The organism is Variovorax sp. P1_G12, assembly GCF_056405555.1.
In genome coordinates, this window is sequence record NZ_JBFUBW010000004.1 from 1 (window position 1) to 17,899 (window position 17,899).

The following is a 17,899-nucleotide window of genomic DNA, read 5'->3' on the forward strand; positions in this document are numbered from 1 at the left end:
CACCAGCACCACCGAGCCTTCCTTGACCTTGCTGCCGACCTCGACCTTGAGCTCCTTCACGACGCCGGCCTGGCTCGACGGGATCTCCATCGAGGCCTTGTCCGACTCCACCGTGATCAGCGACTGCTCGGCCTTCACCGTGTCGCCGACCTTCACCAGCACCTCGATCACCGCGACCTCGTCGAAGTCGCCGATGTCCGGCACCTTGATTTCCACTGTTGCCATATCGTGTGTCTCCCGCCCTTCGGGCGCCGTTGATTGGTGTTATGCGTAGAGCGGGTTGATCTTCTCGGCGTTGATGCCGTACTTCTTGATTGCGTCTGCCACCTTCTGGGCCGGCACGGTGCCGTCCTCGGCCAGCGCCTTCAGCGCCGCCACCACGATGAAGTGGCGGTTGACCTCGAAGTGCTCGCGCAGCTTGTTGCGGAAGTCGCTGCGGCCGAAGCCGTCGGTGCCGAGCACCTTGTAGTTGCGGCCCTTCGGGATGAACGGGCGGATCTGCTCGGCATAGGCCTTCATGTAGTCGGTCGACGCCACGACCGGGCCGGCGCTGGCCGACAACTGCTGCGCAACGAACGAGATGCGCGCGGTTTCGGTCGGATGCAGCAGGTTCCAGCGATCGGCCTCCTGGCCGTCGCGCGTCAGCTCGTTGAAGCTCGGGCAGCTCCAGACCGCGGCGCTCACGCCCCAGTCCTTCTCGAGCAGTTCCTGGGCCGCGAAGCTCTCGCGCAGGATGGTGCCGCTGCCCAGCAACTGCACTGTCGGTGCCTTGGCCTTGAGCGCCGGCCCCTGCTTGGCCAGGTACATGCCCTTGATGATCTGTTCCTCGGTGCCGGGCTGCAGGCCGGGCATCGGGTAGTTCTCGTTGAGCAGCGTGATGTAGTAGTAGACGTTGTCCTGCTTCTCGACCATGCGCTTGAGGCCATGGTGCAGGATCACGCCGACCTCGTGCGAGAAGGTCGGGTCGTAGCTCACGCAGTTCGGGATCGTGTTGGCCAGGATGTGGCTGTGGCCGTCCTCGTGCTGCAGGCCTTCGCCGTTCAGCGTGGTGCGGCCCGAGGTGCCGCCGAGCAGGAAGCCGCGCGCCTGCATGTCGCCCGCCGCCCAGGCCAGGTCGCCGATGCGCTGGAAGCCGAACATCGAGTAGTAGACATAGAACGGCACCATGATCCGGTTGTTGGTGCTGTACGAGGTGGCGGCCGCGATCCAGCTCGACATGCCGCCGGCCTCGTTGATGCCTTCCTGCAGGATCTGGCCGGCCTTGTCCTCGCGGTAGTACATGACCTGGTCCTTGTCGACCGGCGTGTACTGCTGCCCCGCGGGGTTGTAGATGCCGATCTGGCGGAACAGGCCTTCCATGCCGAAGGTGCGGGCCTCGTCGACCAGGATCGGCACCACGCGCGGACCCAGCGCCTGGTCGCGCAGCAGCTGCGTCAGGAAGCGCACATAGGCCTGCGTGGTCGAGATCTCGCGCCCCTCGGCGGTCGGCTCCAGCACCGCCTTGAAGGTCTCGAGCGACGGCACCGTGAAGCTCTCGTCGGCCTTCACACGGCGGTGCGGCAGGTAGCCGCCCAGCGCCTTGCGGCGCTCGTGCAGGTACTTCATCTCGGGCGTGTCGTCGGCCGGCTTGTAGAACGGCAGATCGGCGATCTGGCTGTCCGGGATCGGGATGTTGAAGCGATCGCGGAAGGCCTTGATGTCCTCGTCGCCGAGCTTCTTGGTCTGGTGGACCGTGTTCTTGCCTTCGCCGATCTTGCCCATGCCGAAGCCCTTGACCGTCTTGACCAGCAGCACGGTCGGCTGACCCTGGTGCTTGACGGCGGCGTCGAAGGCGGCATAGACCTTCTGCGAATCGTGGCCGCCGCGGCGCAGGTTCCAGATCTCGTCGTCGCTCATCTTGGCGACCATCTCGAGCGTGCGCGGATCGCGGCCGAAGAAGTGCTTGCGCACATAGGCGCCGTCGTTGGCCTTGAACGACTGGTAGTCGCCGTCGTTGGTCTCCATCATGATCTTGCGCAGCGCACCGTCCTTGTCGCGCGCCAGCAGCGGATCCCAGTTGCTGCCCCAGATCAGTTTGATCACGTTCCAGCCCGAGCCGCGGAATTCGCCCTCGAGCTCCTGGATGATCTTGCCGTTGCCGCGCACCGGGCCGTCCAGGCGCTGCAGGTTGCAGTTGATCACGAACACCAGGTTGTCGAGGTTCTCGCGCGCCGCCAGGCTGATCGCCCCGAGCGACTCGACCTCGTCCATTTCGCCGTCGCCGCAGAACACCCAGACCTTGCGGTTCTCGGTGTTGGCGATGCCGCGGGCGTGCAGGTACTTGAGGAAACGGGCCTGGTAGATCGCCATCAGCGGGCCCAGGCCCATCGAGACGGTCGGGAACTGCCAGAACTCGGGCATCAGCTTCGGATGCGGGTAGCTCGACAGGCCCTTGCCGTCGACTTCCTGGCGGAAGTTGAGCAGCTGCTCTTCGGTCAGGCGGCCCTCGAGGTAGGCGCGGGCATAGATGCCGGGCGACACATGGCCCTGGATATAGAGGCAGTCGCCGCCGTGGTTCTCGCTCTCGGCATGCCAGAAGTGGTTGAAGCCGGCGCCGAACATGCTGGCCAGCGAGGCAAAGGAGCCGATGTGGCCGCCGAGGTCGCCGCCTTCGGGCGGGTGGTGGCGGTTGGCCTTGACGACCATCGCCATCGCATTCCAACGCATGTAGGAGCGCAGGCGCTCCTCGATTTCGGCGTTGCCCGGCGAGCGCTCCTCCTGGACGGTCTCGATGGTGTTCACATAGGCCGTATTGGCCGAGAACGGTTTGTCGATGCTGTTCTGGCGCGCATGCTCGAGCAGTTGCTCAAGCAGGAAGTGCGCGCGTTCGGGCCCCTCGCTCTCGATGACGGCCGACAGGGCGTCCATCCATTCACGCGTCTCCTGCGCGTCCAGGTCGTTCGCGGCCGAGCCGAACAGGTTCTCGGGATTTGCCGACATGCTTGTCTCCTTTGTGAGGGGGGTGTGGCTGTAATTTAGTGCCGTATCCGGCAGCGCGCGGCAGTTTCTCACAGAATTCTTTGGATTTCAAATCGTGCTTAGCGATTTCTTATTATGAAATCTCTCTATCGAAGGTGGCCGCACGTCGGTCCCTGACACTCGCCTGCCGCCGTTCGTCGGCAGGGGGCTTCACCTAAACTTGGCCGATGCCCCTTTCTTCTCCGATCGCGGTCGCCCGCAGCGCCGCATCGCCGCTGTCGTGGTGGCGCCGCTGGTGGCGCCGCCAGACGCCGGTGCTGCAGGACGCCGTTGCGATGCTCGCGCCGCTGGCCGCCGTGCTGCTGTTCCTCGCCGCCATCGTGTCGGCGTTCTGGTACTTGCGCGCCGAGGAAGTGGAACGGGTCCAGGAGTCGGTGAAGCGCGACGTGGAGTACGCCCAGCAACGCGTGCGCCTGCGGCTGCTGGAGCGCCAGGAGCAGCTGATGCGGCTCGCGCGCGACGCCTCCAACCGCGAGATCGACCCCGCCGAGTTCACCAGCCGCGCGGAGTCGCTGGTGAGCCAGTTCCCGGAGTTGCAGTCGGTCAGCTGGATCGACGATCGCCGCCGCTTCAAGGCCAATTACGCCGCGCCGAGCGTCCATCCGGCGCTCCAGCATGCGATCGGCGAGGTGCTGCGACCGGGCGACATCGAGAGCAACTACGCGCTGGCGCGCGAGCTGCGCCAGCCGGTCTTCTCGCAGCCGCTGGCCGGCGGCGAGCCGCCGCCGATGCTGGGGCTCTACATCCCGTTGTTCGACCAGGGCCTGTTCGCCGGGATGCTGCTCGGAGAGTTCTCGATCGATGGACTGCTGCGCTACGGCATGCCGTCCGAGGTCTCGGCGCGCTACGCGGTCTCGCTGCTCGACGCCAAGGGCGGCCTGATCGCCGGCAACACGGTCGCCAATCCGCGCGGCGCCGGTACGCGGCTGCTGCCCTGGACGGCGCGCACCAACGAGTACGAAGTCCCGGTCTCTCCCGTGGGCAACGCGCTGGTGCTGCGGGCACAGGCCTACCGCACCTCGCAGGGCGTGGTCGGCAACGGCCTCTTCTGGCTGGTCGGCGCGCTCAGCGTGCTCACCAGCTGGATGCTGATCGGCACCTGGCGCCACACGCGCAGGCGGCTGCAGGCGCAGCAGGCGCTGGTCGCCGAGACCAACTTCCGGCGCGCGATGGAGAACTCCATGCTGACCGGCATGCGCGTGCTCGACCTCGAAGGCCGCATCACCTATGTCAACGCGGCCTTCTGCGCCATGACCGGCTGGAGCGAGAACGAGCTGGTCGGCCAGACCCCGCCCTTCCCCTACTGGCTCGAATCCGACCGCGAGGTCATGAACGAGCGGCTCGAGGAAGAGCTGCACGGGCGCGCCCTGCCCGGCGGCTTCCAGGTCCGGGTGAAGCGCCGCAACGGCAGCGTCTTCAACGCCCGGCTCTATGTCTCGCCGCTGATCGACGCCCGCGGCCACCAGACCGGCTGGATGACCTCGATGACCGACATCACCGAGCCGACCCGGATCCGCGAGCAGCTGTCGGCCTCCTACGAGCGCTTCACCACCGTGCTGGAAGCGCTGGACGCCTCGGTCTCGGTGGCCCCGCTGGGCAGCGAGGAGCTGCTGTTCGCCAACAAGCTCTACCGGCTCTGGTTCGGCTCCAACACGGTCGGCCACCTCGGCATGGTGGCGCAGGCCGGCGTGCCGGCCACGCAGGCGCGCGATGAAGAACTGGACGACGTCGACTCCTTCGCCGGACTGCCGATCGACCAGCTCACCACCGCCCAGCCGGCCAACAACGAGATCTTCGTGCCCGAGCTCGGCAAGTGGCTCGAGGTGCGCTCGCGCTACCTGACCTGGGTCGACGGCCGGCTGGCCCAGCTGGTGATCGCCACCGACATCACGCCGCGGCGCGACGCCGAAGACCTGGCAGCGGCCCAGGCCGACCGGGCCCACGCAGCCAGTCGGCTGATCACCATGGGCGAGATGGCCTCCAGCGTCGCGCACGAGCTCAACCAGCCGCTGACCGCGATCACCAACTACTGCAACGGCATGGTGTCGCGCATCAAGGGCCAGCAGATCGATTCGGACGCCCTGCTCGCGGCACTCGAGAAGACCTCGAAGCAGGCCCAGCGCGCCGGCCAGATCATCCAGCGCATCCGCTCCTTCGTGAAGCGCAGCGAGCCCAACCGGACGCCGGCCGAGGTCTCGACCATGGTCAGCGAGGCGGTCGAACTGGCCGGCATCGAGTTGCGCCGGCGCAACGTGCGCCTGAACCACTATGTGGCCGCGCGGCTGCCGATCCTGCGGGTCGACCCGATCCTGATCGAGCAGGTGATGGTCAACCTGCTGAAGAACGCGGCCGAGTCGATCGACCTGGCCAACCGGCCGCTGGCGCGCCGCAGCGTCGAGCTGCGGGTGCTGCCCAAGACAATCGACGGCCAGCCCGCGGTCGAATTCTCGGTCCAGGACACCGGCATGGGCCTGGCCCCCGAAGTGATGGAACGGCTCTACGAGGCCTTCTTCTCCACCAAGCCCGAGGGCATGGGGATCGGCCTCAATTTGTGCCGCACCATCGTCGAGTCGCACCGCGGCCGGATGCAGGCGGAGAACATCTACAATGGGCCGGATGTGGTCGGATGCCGTTTTTCCTTCTGGTTACCGGTGTTGGACGCTATCGATTCCGTAGCAAGCAACGAGGCGAAAGTACCTGCATGAGTTTGATTCCGAAGAAGGGCACGGTCTATGTCGTCGATGACGACGAAGCAGTCCGCGATTCGTTGCAATGGCTGCTCGAGGGCAAGGACTACCGAGTCCGCTGCTTCGATTCGGCCGAGTCCTTCCTGTCGCGCTACGACCCGCGCGAGGTGGCCTGCCTGATCGTCGACATCCGCATGGCCGGCATGTCCGGCATCGAGCTCCAGGACCGGCTGATCGAGCGCCGCTCTCCGCTGCCGATCGTGGTCATCACCGGCCACGGCGACGTGCCGATGGCGGTCGACAGCATGAAGAAGGGCGCGATGGATTTCATCCAGAAGCCTTTCAACGACGAGGCGCTGGTGACGCTGGTCGAGCGCATGCTCGAACACGCGCGCGGCGCCTTCGCGCAGCACCAGCAGTCGGCCAGCCGCGACGCCCTGCTGTCCAAGCTCACCGGCCGCGAGGCCCAGGTGCTCGAGCGCATCGTCGCCGGCCGCCTCAACAAGCAGATCGCCGACGACCTCGGCATCAGCATCAAGACGGTGGAGGCGCACCGCGCCAACATCATGGAAAAGCTCAACGCCAACACCGTGGCCGACCTGCTGAAAATCGCCCTCGGACAGGCGGCGACGCCGGCCAAGGCCTAGCCCGGCCGCCCCGGCGCTCCCGACCGACCTCACGCCTGCGCAAGCGGGCGTTTCCATTTCTGAAGATCGAAAAAACGATGACAGCTCAACTGATCGACGGCAACGCCCTCTCCAAGACGCTCCGCACCGAGGTCGCGGCCCGCGCCGCCGCGCTCAAGGCCCGCGGCGTGGTCCCCGGCCTGGCGGTGGTGCTGGTCGGCGAAAACCCCGCCAGCCAGGTCTACGTGCGCAACAAGGTCAAGGCCTGCGAGGACAGCGGCCTGCACTCGGTGCTCGAGAAGTACCCGGCCGACCTGAGCGAGGCCGACCTGCTGGCCCGGGTCGACGCGCTCAACAACGACCCGTCGATCCACGGCATCCTGGTGCAGCTCCCGCTGCCCGCGCACATCGACGCGCAGAAGGTGATCGAGGCGATCGCACCGTCCAAGGATGTCGATGGCTTCCACGTCGCCAGCGCCGGCGCCCTGATGACCGGCTCGCCCGGCTTCTGGCCCTGCACGCCCTACGGCTGCATGAAGATGCTCGAGTCGATCGGCTTCGAGCTGCGCGGCAAGCACGCGGTGGTCATCGGCCGCAGCAACATCGTCGGCAAGCCGATGGCGCTGATGCTGCTGGCCAGGAGCGCCACGGTCACCATCTGCCACAGTGCGACCGCCGACCTGGGCGCCATCACGCGCCAGGCCGACGTGGTGGTCGCGGCCGTGGGCAAGCGCAATGTGCTCACGGCCGACATGGTCAAGCCGGGCGCGGTCGTGATCGACGTCGGCATGAACCGCAACGACGAAGGCAAGCTCTGCGGGGACGTCGACTTCGCCGGCGTGCGCGAGGTCGCGGGCTGGATCACGCCGGTGCCCGGCGGCGTCGGCCCGATGACCATCACGATGCTGCTGGTCAACACCCTCGAGGCCGCCGAACGCGCGGCCGCCAGCGCCACTTGAACTCGCGCCGTCCGTCCGCCATCTGAACAAGACCATGACCAATCCGCTCCTCGACTTCAACGACCTCCCGCTGTTCGACCAGATCCGGCCGGAGCATGTCGCCCCGGCGGTCGACACCCTGCTCGCCGACGCCGAGTCGGCGCTGCAGGAAGTGACCGCGCCCGGATTCCCGGCCGACTGGACCGCGATCGCGAAGGTCCTGGACGTGGCCTCGGAGCGCTTCAGCCGCGCCTGGGGCGCGGTCGGCCATCTCAATGCGGTCGCCGACACGCCCGAGCTGCGCGCCGCCTATAACGACGCGATGCCGCGTGTCACCGCCTTCTGGACCCGCCTGGGTTCGGACGAGCGGCTCTACGCCAAGTACAAGGCGATCGTCCCGGCGACGCTCAACCCCGAACAGCGCCAGGCGCACCGCTATGCGATCCGCAACTTCGTGCTCGGCGGCGCCGAACTGCAGGGTGCGGCCAAGGCTCGTTTCGCGGAGATCCAGGAGCGCCAGGCCGAGCTGAGCCAGAAGTTCAGCGAGAACGCGCTCGACGCCACCGACGCCTTCGCCTGGTATGCGGAGCTCGCAGATCTCGACGGCCTGCCGGAGGACGTCATCAGCGCCGCCAGCTCGGCCGCCGAAGCCGAGGGCAAGGACGGCTACAAGCTCACGCTCAAGATGCCCTGCTACCTGCCGGTCATGCAGTTCGCGAAGAGCAGTGCGCTGCGCGAGCGGCTCTATCGCGCCTACGTCACGCGCGCCAGCGAATTCGGCGACCCCGCCTTCGACAACACCGCGCTGATCCGCGAGATCCTGGCGCTGCGCCAGGAGGAGGCCAAGCTTCTCGGCTACCCCAATTTCGGCGAGCTCTCGATCGTGCCGAAGATGGCCGAATCGGCCGACCAGGTGATCAAGTTCCTGCGCGATCTCGCCGCCAAGGCCAGGCCCTACGGCGAGCGCGACCTGGCCGACCTGCGCAGCTTCGCGGCGCAGCACCTGGGCCTCGCCGATCCGCAGCCCTGGGACTGGAGCTACATCGGCGAAAAGCTCAAGGAAGCGCGTTACGCCTTCAGCGAGCAGGAGGTCAAGCAGTACTTCCCCGCGCCGAAGGTGATGGCCGGCCTGTTCAAGATCGTCGAAACCCTGTTCGAGGTCTCGATCCGGCGCGACACGGCGCCGGTCTGGCACCCGAGCGTGGAGTTCTATCGCATCGAGCGCGCCGGCCAGAAGGTCGGCCAGTTCTACCTTGACCCGTCCGCCCGTGCCGCCAAGCGCGGCGGCGCCTGGATGGACGACGTGCGCGCGCGCTGGCTTCGCCCCGACACCGGCGCGCTGCAGACGCCGGTGGCGCAATTGGTCTGCAACTTCGCCGAAGGCGTCGACGGCAAGCCGCCGCTGCTGACGCACGACGACGTGACCACCCTGTTCCACGAATTCGGCCATGGCCTGCACCACATGCTGACCCGGATCAACGAGCGCGACGTCTCGGGCATCAGCGGCGTCGAGTGGGATGCGGTCGAGCTGCCGAGCCAGTTCATGGAGAACTTCTGCTGGGAATGGGACGTGCTCGCGCACATGACCTCTCAAGTCGACACCGGCGCGCCGCTGCCGCGCGCCCTGTTCGACAAGATGACGGCCGCGAAGAACTTCCAGAGCGGCCTGCAGACCCTGCGCCAGATCGAGTTCTCGCTCTTCGACATGCTGCTGCACACCGGCTACGACGCCGCCAGCGCCCAGCCGGGCGATGTGATGGCGCTGCTGGCCAAGGTGCGCGAGGAGGTCGCGGTGATGCCCTCCCCGGCCTTCAGCCGCACGCCGAACACCTTCAGCCACATCTTCTCGGGCGGCTATGCGGCCGGCTACTACAGCTACAAGTGGGCCGAGGTGCTCAGCGCGGACGCCTACGCGGCTTTCGAGGAGACCGCCGGCGCCAACGGGGAGCCGAGCATCGAGACCGGCCGCAAGTACCGCGAGGCCATCCTCGAGGCCGGCGGCAGCCGCAGCGCGATGGAATCTTTCAAGGCCTTCCGAGGCCGCGAACCGCAACTGGACGCCTTGCTTCGACACCAGGGAATGGCCGAGGCGCAACCAGCCTGAGATACTTCGCTCCATCCGATTTCGGGAATCATCGATGAAGCTCAACGCCGCCCTCGCGGGCCTCACCCTGCTGCTGGTCGCCGGCGCCACACTGGCGCAGTCGGTCTATCGCAACGTCGACAAGAACGGCAAGGTCACCTTTTCCGACCAGCCGCCGAGTGCCAACGCTCCGGCGGCTCCGGCCCGGGTCGGCGGCAACTCGGGCGCCGGCGCCGGCACCGGCCTGCCCTACGAACTGCGGCAGGTCGCGCAGCGCTATCCGGTGACGCTCTACACCAGCGAGGCCTGCAGTCCCTGCGGCGCCGGCCGCTCGCTGCTGGTCACCCGCGGCGTGCCCTTCGACGAACGGACCGTCAAATCCAACGAGGACGTCGAAGCGCTGCAGCGTCTGAGCGGCCAGGCCTCGCTGCCGCTGCTGACCATCGGCTCGCAGCAGCTCAAGGGCTTTGCGGATTCGGAGTGGTCGCAATACCTCGACGCCGCGGGCTACCCCAAGAGCTCGCAATTGCCGGCGAGCTACCGCAACGCGCCGGCCCGGCCGCTGGTGGCCCTGCAGCCCGCGGCCGAACCCGCGCCGCCGGCCGCTGCTGCACCGGCGCCTGCCGAGGCCCCGCCGCCAGCCAGCGGGCCGAGCCCGAGCAACCCCGCCGGCATCAAGTTCTAGGCCGCAGGCCCGGTCAGGCCGCGTCGGGCCGCCCCGGTGGGCAGCGACCCCACGCAGCGAGCGTGGGAGCTTTCAGTCGAAGCGCAGCGTCCGCACGCCCGATGCGGTGCCCAGCAGGCACACATTGGCGCGCTGGCGCGCGAACACGCCCACGGTGACAACGCCCGCCCACTGGTTCACTTCGCTCTCGAAATCGAGCGGATCCGTGATTCGCAGGCCGGTCACGTCGATGATGTGCTGGCCGTTGTCGGTGACCAGCGGCACGCCGTCCTTCTCGCGCACCTGCGCCAGGCCGCCGAGGCGTGCGAACTGCCGAATCACCCGCCGTGCCGCCATCGGGACCACCTCCACCGGCAAGGGAAACGCGCCGAGCGTGTTCACGAGCTTGGAGGCATCGGCGATGCAGACGAAACGCTTGGACTGCGCGGCGACGATCTTCTCGCGCGTGAGCGCCGCGCCGCCGCCCTTGATCATGTAACCGCGGCCGTCGATCTCGTCGGCGCCGTCGATATAGACCGCCAGTTCCTCGACCTCGTTGCTGTCAAAGACCGGGATGCCCAGCGCCCGCAGGCGCTCGGTCGAGGCCACCGAGCTCGACACGGCGCCGCGGATCTGGTCCTTGAGGCTTGCCAGCGCATCAATGAACTTGTTGACCGTCGAGCCGGTGCCCACCCCGACGATCTCGCCCTTGACCACGTAGTCCAGCGCGGCGCGGCCCACCTGGGCCTTGAGTTCGTCCTGGGTCGGGGCGGGAACAGGTGCGGTGGAGGTCATCGGGGAGAATCCTGGGCTGATTGAAGTCTGAAGCCGAGAATTATCCGATGCTCCTGCCGTTGCCCTCCTCTCTTTACGGGCTTGCCCGCCCCTTCCTGTTCGGCGTCGACCCCGAACGGGCCCATGAACTGACCCTCGACGCACTAGCAAGGACCCAGAACACGCCACTGGTCTGCGCCTATGCGGCGCCTCGCGTGGCCGACCGGGTCACGCTCGCCGGGCTCTCGTTCCCGAACCGCATCGGCCTCGCCGCGGGCCTCGACAAGAACGCCCGCTGCATTGACGCCTTCGCCGCCATGGGTTTCGGCTTCGTCGAGGTCGGAACGGTCACGCCCCAGCCGCAGCCGGGCAATCCGAGACCGCGCATCTTCCGCCTGCCGCAACGCGACGCGCTGATCAACCGGCTCGGCTTCAACAACGAAGGCCTGGCGGCCTTCATCGCCAACGTCCAGCGCGCGCGCTTCCGGCGCGACACCTCGAAGCCACCCATGCTGCTGGGCCTCAATATCGGCAAGAACGCGGCCACGCCGATCGAGCGCGCGGTGGACGACTACCTGATCTGCCTGGACGGCGTCTATTCGCACGCCGACTACGTCGTGGTCAACATCTCGAGCCCGAACACCGCCAACCTGCGCTCGCTGCAAAGCGATGAAGCGCTCGACGCGCTGCTGGGCGCCGTGGCGGACAAACGCGAGGCGCTGGCCGCGCGCCAGAACAAGCGGGTCCCGCTGTTCGTGAAGATCGCACCCGATCTCGACGAGGCCCAGGTCAAGGTGATCGCGGCGACGCTGCTGCGCCATGGCATGGACGGCGTCGTCGCGACCAACACCACCCTGGCGCGCGATGCCGTGGCGGGCCTGCCCCATGCGGAGGAATCGGGGGGGCTTTCGGGCGCGCCGGTGCGGGAGGCCAGCAACCGCGTGATCGGCCAGCTGCGCGCCGCACTCGGACCGAAGTTCCCGATCATCGGCGCCGGCGGGGTGCTCAGCGCGGCCGACGCCGTGGAGAAAATCGAGGCCGGGGCCAACCTGGTGCAGATCTACACCGGCCTCATCTATCGCGGACCGGCATTGGTGCGCCAGGCGGCCCAGGCGCTGCGCGAGCGCAAGGCCTGAGCCAGCGCGCTCACCGCATGCGCCAGAGCACGGGAGCCACCACCGACGCCCAGCGCACCAGCCGGCGCGGACCCAGCACGGCGATGACCGCGGCGGTCGCCACGCCGGTGGCGACCGGATGCTCGCGCGCAATGCGCAACGCCGCGGCGGTGGCGGTCTCGTTCGGGACCGGTGCCTCGCCGGCGCCGCTCGAAGCCGCCTGGAGTGTCGCGATCCGCTGACGCTGGCGCTCGATGCGGGCCAGCAGCTGATCGCGGTCCAGCGCCACGGATACGGGCGGAGCCTCTTCTTCGTCGTCATGAGGGCCGAAGCGGTCGTGGACCCATTCGAGATCGCGCTCGAAGATCTCACGCGCCGGCGCGAAGGCCGACGACTCGCGCAGCGTCCCCAGGAGCGCCAGCACGGCAGCCACCCAGAGCCCGACCCAGACCAGCGCCAAGACCCAGGCCGCCGTATTCCGATGCGGCGTGTCCCAGAAGTGAACCACGATCGCGACCGACAGCAGCGCGATGGCAACGGTGGTCAGCCCGATGACAGCGATCCCCAGACCCATGACCAGCCGCAGGCGCTTCTTCTCTTCTTCCCAGGCCAGTCTCAGGAGCTGTGCACGATCCTCGGCGGCCAGTGCACCTTCACCGGCGAGGATGCGCAGGCGCCGCAGACGGGATTTCAGGCCGAACAGGGACGCCAGGCTCATGGCGCAGCCTCGGCGCCCGCCTTCCGCGCGCCGCGCAGGCCGCGCTCAGCGGCGGCCAAGCAGCAGACCCACCAGCACGCCCACGGCCAATGCAGCGCCGGCGATCTGCCACGGCTCGTCATGCGCATAAGCGTTGGCCGAGGTGGCGGCTTCACGAGCCTTCTTGGCGGCGATCCGACTCTTCTCGGCGGCGATCTCGCGCGCAATCGCCAACTTGCTGTCGACGCGCTGGCGAAGCGCCTTGATGTGCGGCACGGCGTCCAGATCCTTGCTGGCGAGCACGTTGCGCACGTCGCTCGCGATGTCTTCAGCCACGGCGTTGGCCGCGGCTTCGAGGTTGGTGGATGCAGTCATCGAAAAAAGTCCTCCTCAGGCAGGCCGGCACCGCGCCGGCGACACCACGCCGACAAACGGCGTGCCGTTCCATGGTACATGCCCGCGCCGGCCTACGAAAGCAGCACGGACACGTGATGGGCGATCGCCAGGCTGCTGGTCAGCCCCGGCGACTCGATCCCGAACAGGTTGACCAGTCCCCGCACGCCGTGCACCTCGGGGCCCTGGATCAGGAAGTCGGCGGGAGCTTCGCCGGGTCCCGAAATCTTGGGGCGGATGCCTGCATAGCCAGGGACCAGCGCAGCGTCCGGCAGCGCCGGCCAGTACTTGCGCACCTCGGCGTAGAAGCCCTCGCCGCGCGCCGCGTCCACGACCAGATCATCGGGCGACGCCACCCACTGCACGTCCGGACCGAACTTGGCCTGGCCGCCCAGATCAAGCGTGAGGTGCACGCCCAGGCCCGCGGCCTCGGGCACCGGGTAGATCAGTCGTTGGAAGGGGGCACGGCCGGCCAGCGTGAAGTAGCTGCCTTTCGCAAAATAGGCCGTCGGCACCGAATCGGACGGCAGACCCTCGAACTGCCGCGCGAGCCGCGGCGCAACGAGGCCGGCTGCATTCACGACGGTGTTGCAGCGCAGGGCGGTGCCGTCGCGCGACTTCAGCACGATGTCGCTGCCCCGGCACTCGGCACCGACGACCTCGGATTTCAGCGCCACCAGGCCGCCGGCGTGCTCCAGATCCCCCTGCAGGCTCAGCATCAGCGAGTGGCTGTCCACGATGCCGGTGCTCGGCGAATGCAGGGCGGCCAGGCATTCGAGCTGTGGCTCCATGGCACGCGCCTGCTCGCGCGTGAGCAGCGCCAGGTCGTCCACGCCATTGGCGCGGGCCTTGGCGGCAATCGCCTCGAGCTGCCCGAGCTGGGCCTCGCTGGTGGCGACGATCAGTTTGCCGCAGCGCCGGTGCGGCAGGCCGCGCTCGCCGGCGTAGGCGTAGAGCCGCTCTTTGCCGTCGACGCACAGCTGCGCCTTCAGGGAGCCTTGGCGATAGTAGATGCCTGCGTGGATGACTTCGCTGTTGCGCGAACTGGTGCCGGTGCCGATCGCCCCTTCGGACTCCAGCACGATGACCTCACGGCCTTGCAACGCAAGGGCCCGGGCCACGGCCAGCCCCACCACACCGGCGCCGATGACGGCGCAATCGAATTCGTCCATCCCGCAAGCTTAAGCGGGATGGCGCCGAGCCCGGCGTGGCAACGAAGAGAATTGATGGTGGGCGGTGGAGGTTTCGAACCTCCGACCCCAGCAGTGTGAATGCTGTGCTCTACCCCTGAGCTAACCGCCCCCGGCGCACGAAGCTGATGCCGTGCGCCATCTGGATTCATTCGCGCTGTGTAGTGCGAAGCCTGCGATTATGCCACAGCTTTTTCGCTCATCTGCCGAAAGAGCGTGCGGCCGCTGCTGGACTTGTCCAGTTGCAACAGAACTTCCTCGTGTTCGGCCAGCTCGTGCTCGGTCGCGACCAGCACCGGCAGCTCGAAGGTGCTCAGGTCGACCGCGACCACGGCGCCGTGCACGGGCTCGTTCGACGCGACGTCGATCAGCAGCGCATCCTGGCCGCGCGTGAGGTTGATGTACACGTCGGCCAACAGCTGCGCGTCGAGTTTGGCGCCGTGGAAGGTGCGGTTCGAGCGATCGATGCCGAAGCGGTCGCACAGCGCATCGAGCGAGTTGCGCTTGCCCGGGTACACCGCCTTCGCCATCGCCAGCGTGTCGGTCACTTCCCCGACGAAACTGCGCAGCGGCGGCAGGCCAGCGAGCTCGAACTCCCGGTTGAGAAAGCCGACGTCGAAGGCCGCGTTGTGGATGATCAGCTCGGCATCGCGCAGGTACTCGACGATATCGCCGGCCAGCATCGCGAACTTCGGCTTGTCGCGCAGGAAGTCGGTGGTCAACCCGTGCACCTTGAGCGCGTCCTCGTGGCTCTCGCGCTCGGGGTTGAAATAGATATGCAGGTCGTTGCCCGTGAGCTTGCGGTTGAACAGCTCCACGCATCCGAGTTCGATGATGCGGTCGCCGTTGTCCGCCGACAGGCCTGTGGTTTCTGTGTCCAGGACGATCAGTCGGCTCATCAGTGGTTCTCTTTGGCGTGGTTGATCGAGTATTTCGGAATCTCGATCGTCAGGTCGTCCTGCGCGAGGATTGCCTGGCAGCTCAGGCGCGACTGCGGCTCCAGGCCCCAGGCGCGGTCCAGCAGGTCTTCCTCGCTCTCCTGCGCTTCATTGAGAGAATCGATGCCCTTGCGCACGACGACGTGGCAGGTGGTGCAGGCGCAGCTCATCTCGCACGCATGCTCGATGTTGATGTGGTTCTCGAGCAGGGCCTCGCAGATCGAGGTGCCGGCCGGCGCGGATATCTCGGCGCCTTGCGGGCAGTATTCGGGATGGGGAAGGATCTTGATCGTGGGCATGTTCTAGAGAGATTCGATCTGTCGGCCGGCGAGCGCGCGCGCGATGCCCGCATTCATGCGCTCGGCGGCAAAGGCTTCGGTGCCGTCGGCCAGCGCCTTGGTGGCAGCTTCGACCACCGCGGCATCCTCGGCGGCGCGCGCGTCGCGCAGCGCCGCCATCAGCGCCTCGATCACGGCGCGCTCCGCGTCCGACAGCAGCGCGCCGTCGGCATCGAGCGCGCTTTGCGTCGCCAGCAGCATGCGGTCGGCATCGACGCGGGCTTCGACCAGCGCGCGCGCCTGCATGTCCTGCTGCGCAGTCGCAAAGCTGTCCCGCAGCATGGTGGCGATCTGGTCGTCGGAAAGACCATAGGATGGCTTGACCGCGACGCTCGCCTCGACGCCGCTGCCCTGCTCCTTCGCCGTGACGCTGAGCAGGCCGTCGGCATCGACTGTGAAGGTCACGCGGATGCGCGCCGCGCCCGCGGCCATCGGCGGGATGCCGCGCAGCTCGAAGCGCGCCAGGCTGCGGCAGTCGGCGACCAGGTCGCGCTCGCCCTGCACCACGTGCAGCGCCAGCGCGGTCTGGCCGTCCTTGTAGGTCGTGAAGTCCTGCGCCATCGCGGTCGGGATGGTCTGGTTGCGCGGCACGATCCGCTCGACCAGGCCGCCCATCGTCTCGATGCCCAGCGACAGCGGAATCACGTCGAGCAGCAGCAGGTCGTCGGCGCCGCCGTTGCCGGCCAGCTGGTTGGCCTGGATCGCCGCGCCGAGGGCGACGACCTGGTCGGGATCGAGATTGGTCAGCGGCTCGCGGCCGAAGCACTCGGCCACCGCCCGGCGGATCTGGGGCATGCGCGTGGCGCCGCCGACCAGCACGATGCCTTTCAGCTCGCCCTGCGGCAGCCGCGCATCGCGCAACGCGCGGCGCACGGCCGCGATGGTGCGCGCGGTCAGGCTCGCCGTGGCGGCTTCGAACTGCTCGCGCCGTATGTCGACGCGGACTTCCTCGCCCGACAGGCTGGCGCTGAAGAGGGTCGCCTGGGCGTCGGTCAGAGCCTCCTTGGCGGCCCGGGCTGCCACCAGCAGGGCGGCCCGGTCGGCATCGCTGCGCGCCGCGAGCCCGCTTTGCGACAGCACGAAGTCGGCCAGCGCATGGTCGTAGTCGTCGCCGCCCAGCGCGGAGTCGCCGCCCGTCGCAATGACCTCGAAGACGCCTTGCGTGAGCCGCAGGATGGAAATGTCGAAGGTGCCGCCGCCGAGGTCGTAGACCGCGTAGACACCTTCGCTCGCATTGTCCAGACCGTAGGCGATCGCAGCCGCGGTCGGCTCGCTGATCAGCCTCAGCACATTCAGCCCCGCGAGCTGGGCCGCGTCCTTGGTGGCCTGCCGCTGGCCCTCGTCGAAGTACGCCGGCACCGTGATCACGACGCCGTGGAGTTCGTCGTCGAAGGTGTCCTCGGCCCGATAGCGCAAGGTCGCGAGGATCTCGGCGCTGACTTCGATCGGGGACTTCTCGCCGGCCGCTGTCCGCACCTTGACCATGCCGCCCTCGCCCGTGAGGCGATAGGCCATCGCGTCGCGGTTGGCGATGTCCGACAGGCCGCGGCCCATCAGCCGCTTGACCGAAGTGATGACATTGGAAGGATCGGCGGCCCGCGCCGCCACCGCTTCGAAGCCGATCTGCCGGCGATCGGCGTCGAGGTAGCGCACCGCCGAGGGCAGCAGCACGCGGCCTTCGGCGTCAGGCAGGCATTCGGCGACGCCGTTGCGTACCGCCGCCACGAGCGAATGCGTGGTGCCGAGGTCGATGCCGACGGCGATGCGGCGCTGATGCGGATCGGGCGCCTGGCCCGGTTCTGAAATCTGGAGCAATGCCATCAGGCCTCCTCGAGGTGATGGACGGAGGAATGATTCATGCCGCTATTGTCCCCACTGATCGGCCCGGGCCTCGATGTCCTCGGCAAAACGCTCTATGAACATGAGGGCTCTCACCTGCCGCACCGCTTCGGCGTAGTCGCCCTTTTCGTCGATCAGCCAGTCGAGCGAGGACAGCGCGCGCGCGCGGCCGGCCTCGACTTCGCTGCGCAGCTTGTCGAGCGCGGCGGCGTCGCCGGCCTCGTCGAGCTCCTCGCGCCACTCCATCTGGTTCATCAGGAACTCGGGCGGCATCGCGGTGTTGGTTTCGGCGTTCAGGCGCGCGCCGTGGAGCTCGCACAGGTAGGTCGCGCGCTTGATCGGATTCTTGAGCCGCTGGTAGGCCTCGTTGATGCGCACCGACCACTGCATCGCAATGCGCTGGGCCGCGGCGCCCTGGGCCGCGAAACGGTCGGGATGGGCTTCGCGCTGCAGTTCCTTCCAGCGCGCATCGAGCGCGGCCCGGTCCTGCGCGAAGCGCGCCGGCACGGCGAACAGCTCGAAATCAGTGTCGTTCAGGTTCATGGCGATAAAAAGCCGCCAGCACATGACATGGTGGCGGCTCGGGCACGAGGCCGGTC

At 67.8% G+C, this 17,899-nt stretch carries 16 protein-coding genes and 1 tRNA gene; 6 read left to right on the forward strand and 11 right to left on the reverse strand.

The genetic code is table 11. The features are described from left to right. Positions 1–225, reverse strand: a 225-nt coding sequence (locus tag AC1D2O_RS05600) for a biotin/lipoyl-containing protein (RefSeq protein ID WP_478156448.1), incomplete at its 3' end; no start/stop codon positions are given. Positions 226–264: 39 nt separating this feature from the next. Continuing rightward, positions 265–2,979 (reverse strand): pyruvate dehydrogenase (acetyl-transferring), homodimeric type, encoded by a 2,715-nt coding sequence (aceE, locus tag AC1D2O_RS05605; RefSeq protein ID WP_478156450.1) that lies wholly within the window; start codon positions 2,977–2,979, stop codon positions 265–267. Between the two features lie 206 nt (positions 2,980–3,185). On the opposite strand from aceE, the gene AC1D2O_RS05610 reads away from it, so the two are divergent. The 5 genes from AC1D2O_RS05610 (at position 3,186) to AC1D2O_RS05630 (ending at position 10,037) form a co-directional block, all read left to right on the forward strand. Further along, positions 3,186–5,723: a PAS domain-containing sensor histidine kinase gene (locus AC1D2O_RS05610; protein ID WP_478156452.1), complete on the forward strand. Its 2,538-nt coding sequence runs from the start codon at positions 3,186–3,188 to the stop codon at positions 5,721–5,723. Next, positions 5,720–6,352 carry a response regulator transcription factor gene (locus AC1D2O_RS05615; protein WP_478092149.1) on the forward strand — a complete coding sequence of 211 codons (633 nt, stop codon included), beginning with the start codon at positions 5,720–5,722 and terminating at the stop codon, positions 6,350–6,352. The genes AC1D2O_RS05610 and AC1D2O_RS05615 overlap by 4 nt, the downstream gene beginning before the upstream one ends. A 77-nt stretch (positions 6,353–6,429) precedes the next feature. Continuing rightward, positions 6,430–7,290, forward strand: a complete 861-nt coding sequence (gene folD, locus AC1D2O_RS05620; protein WP_478092151.1) for a bifunctional methylenetetrahydrofolate dehydrogenase/methenyltetrahydrofolate cyclohydrolase FolD — start codon at positions 6,430–6,432, stop codon at positions 7,288–7,290. A gap of 34 nt (positions 7,291–7,324) precedes the next feature. Then, positions 7,325–9,373 (forward strand): M3 family metallopeptidase, encoded by a 2,049-nt coding sequence (locus AC1D2O_RS05625; protein ID WP_478092152.1) that lies wholly within the window; start codon positions 7,325–7,327, stop codon positions 9,371–9,373. Positions 9,374–9,407: 34 nt separating this feature from the next. Continuing rightward, complete coding sequence (locus tag AC1D2O_RS05630) at positions 9,408–10,037, forward strand: glutaredoxin family protein (protein ID WP_478156454.1); 630 nt, start codon at positions 9,408–9,410, stop codon at positions 10,035–10,037. 72 nt (positions 10,038–10,109) lie between these two features. On the opposite strand, the gene rpiA is transcribed toward AC1D2O_RS05630, so the two are convergent. Further along, positions 10,110–10,811, reverse strand: coding sequence for a ribose-5-phosphate isomerase RpiA (rpiA, locus tag AC1D2O_RS05635; protein WP_478090830.1), 702 nt, complete (start codon positions 10,809–10,811; stop codon positions 10,110–10,112). A gap of 47 nt (positions 10,812–10,858) precedes the next feature. Here rpiA and AC1D2O_RS05640 point away from each other — a divergent pair, with 47 nt between their 5' ends. Further along, complete coding sequence (locus tag AC1D2O_RS05640) at positions 10,859–11,926, forward strand: quinone-dependent dihydroorotate dehydrogenase (RefSeq protein WP_478090829.1); 1,068 nt, start codon at positions 10,859–10,861, stop codon at positions 11,924–11,926. A 10-nt stretch (positions 11,927–11,936) separates the two neighbouring features. Here the strand turns inward: AC1D2O_RS05640 and AC1D2O_RS05645 are convergent, their stop codons facing one another. The 8 genes from AC1D2O_RS05645 to hscB all read right to left on the reverse strand — a co-directional run bounded on the left by AC1D2O_RS05645 (position 11,937) and on the right by hscB (position 17,843). After that, on the reverse strand, positions 11,937–12,623 hold the full coding sequence (locus AC1D2O_RS05645) for a phage holin family protein (protein ID WP_478090828.1): 687 nt from the start codon (positions 12,621–12,623) through the stop codon (positions 11,937–11,939). Positions 12,624–12,668: 45 nt separating this feature from the next. Next, positions 12,669–12,977 (reverse strand): glycine zipper domain-containing protein, encoded by a 309-nt coding sequence (locus AC1D2O_RS05650; protein WP_478090827.1) that lies wholly within the window; start codon positions 12,975–12,977, stop codon positions 12,669–12,671. 92 nt (positions 12,978–13,069) lie between these two features. Continuing rightward, positions 13,070–14,167, reverse strand: a complete 1,098-nt coding sequence (locus tag AC1D2O_RS05655; protein WP_478090826.1) for an NAD(P)/FAD-dependent oxidoreductase — start codon at positions 14,165–14,167, stop codon at positions 13,070–13,072. 55 nt (positions 14,168–14,222) lie between these two features. Continuing rightward, a tRNA-Val gene (locus AC1D2O_RS05660) sits at positions 14,223–14,297 on the reverse strand. Positions 14,298–14,364: 67 nt separating this feature from the next. Then, complete coding sequence (dnaQ, locus tag AC1D2O_RS05665) at positions 14,365–15,084, reverse strand: DNA polymerase III subunit epsilon (protein ID WP_478090825.1); 720 nt, start codon at positions 15,082–15,084, stop codon at positions 14,365–14,367. Continuing rightward, positions 15,084–15,422 carry an ISC system 2Fe-2S type ferredoxin gene (gene fdx, locus AC1D2O_RS05670; protein ID WP_478090824.1) on the reverse strand — a complete coding sequence of 113 codons (339 nt, stop codon included), beginning with the start codon at positions 15,420–15,422 and terminating at the stop codon, positions 15,084–15,086. Before fdx ends, dnaQ begins: the two co-directional genes overlap by 1 nt. Before the next feature lie 3 nt (positions 15,423–15,425). Next, entirely contained in the window at positions 15,426–17,282 is a 1,857-nt protein-coding gene (gene hscA / locus AC1D2O_RS05675; protein ID WP_478156455.1) for a Fe-S protein assembly chaperone HscA, read from the reverse strand. A 42-nt stretch (positions 17,283–17,324) separates the two neighbouring features. Beyond that, positions 17,325–17,843: a Fe-S protein assembly co-chaperone HscB gene (gene hscB, locus AC1D2O_RS05680; protein ID WP_478090822.1), complete on the reverse strand. Its 519-nt coding sequence runs from the start codon at positions 17,841–17,843 to the stop codon at positions 17,325–17,327. Between the last annotated feature and the right edge of the window lie 56 nt (positions 17,844–17,899).

Excerpts from the sequence above, each read along its gene's own strand:
- aceE (WP_478156450.1), bottom strand. The coding sequence starts at position 2,979 with ATGTCGGCAAATCCCGAGAACCTGTTCGGCTCGGCCGCGAACGACCTG.
- AC1D2O_RS05610 (WP_478156452.1), top strand. The coding sequence starts at position 3,186 with ATGCCCCTTTCTTCTCCGATCGCGGTCGCCCGCAGCGCCGCATCGCCG.
- AC1D2O_RS05615 (WP_478092149.1), top strand. The coding sequence starts at position 5,720 with ATGAGTTTGATTCCGAAGAAGGGCACGGTCTATGTCGTCGATGACGAC.
- folD (WP_478092151.1), top strand. The coding sequence starts at position 6,430 with ATGACAGCTCAACTGATCGACGGCAACGCCCTCTCCAAGACGCTCCGC.
- AC1D2O_RS05625 (WP_478092152.1), top strand. The coding sequence starts at position 7,325 with ATGACCAATCCGCTCCTCGACTTCAACGACCTCCCGCTGTTCGACCAG.
- AC1D2O_RS05630 (WP_478156454.1), top strand. The coding sequence starts at position 9,408 with ATGAAGCTCAACGCCGCCCTCGCGGGCCTCACCCTGCTGCTGGTCGCC.
- rpiA (WP_478090830.1), bottom strand. The coding sequence starts at position 10,811 with ATGACCTCCACCGCACCTGTTCCCGCCCCGACCCAGGACGAACTCAAG.
- AC1D2O_RS05640 (WP_478090829.1), top strand. The coding sequence starts at position 10,859 with ATGCTCCTGCCGTTGCCCTCCTCTCTTTACGGGCTTGCCCGCCCCTTC.
- AC1D2O_RS05645 (WP_478090828.1), bottom strand. The coding sequence starts at position 12,623 with ATGAGCCTGGCGTCCCTGTTCGGCCTGAAATCCCGTCTGCGGCGCCTG.
- AC1D2O_RS05650 (WP_478090827.1), bottom strand. The coding sequence starts at position 12,977 with ATGACTGCATCCACCAACCTCGAAGCCGCGGCCAACGCCGTGGCTGAA.
- AC1D2O_RS05655 (WP_478090826.1), bottom strand. The coding sequence starts at position 14,167 with ATGGACGAATTCGATTGCGCCGTCATCGGCGCCGGTGTGGTGGGGCTG.
- dnaQ (WP_478090825.1), bottom strand. The coding sequence starts at position 15,084 with ATGAGCCGACTGATCGTCCTGGACACAGAAACCACAGGCCTGTCGGCG.
- fdx (WP_478090824.1), bottom strand. The coding sequence starts at position 15,422 with ATGCCCACGATCAAGATCCTTCCCCATCCCGAATACTGCCCGCAAGGC.
- hscA (WP_478156455.1), bottom strand. The coding sequence starts at position 17,282 with ATGGCATTGCTCCAGATTTCAGAACCGGGCCAGGCGCCCGATCCGCAT.
- hscB (WP_478090822.1), bottom strand. The coding sequence starts at position 17,843 with ATGAACCTGAACGACACTGATTTCGAGCTGTTCGCCGTGCCGGCGCGC.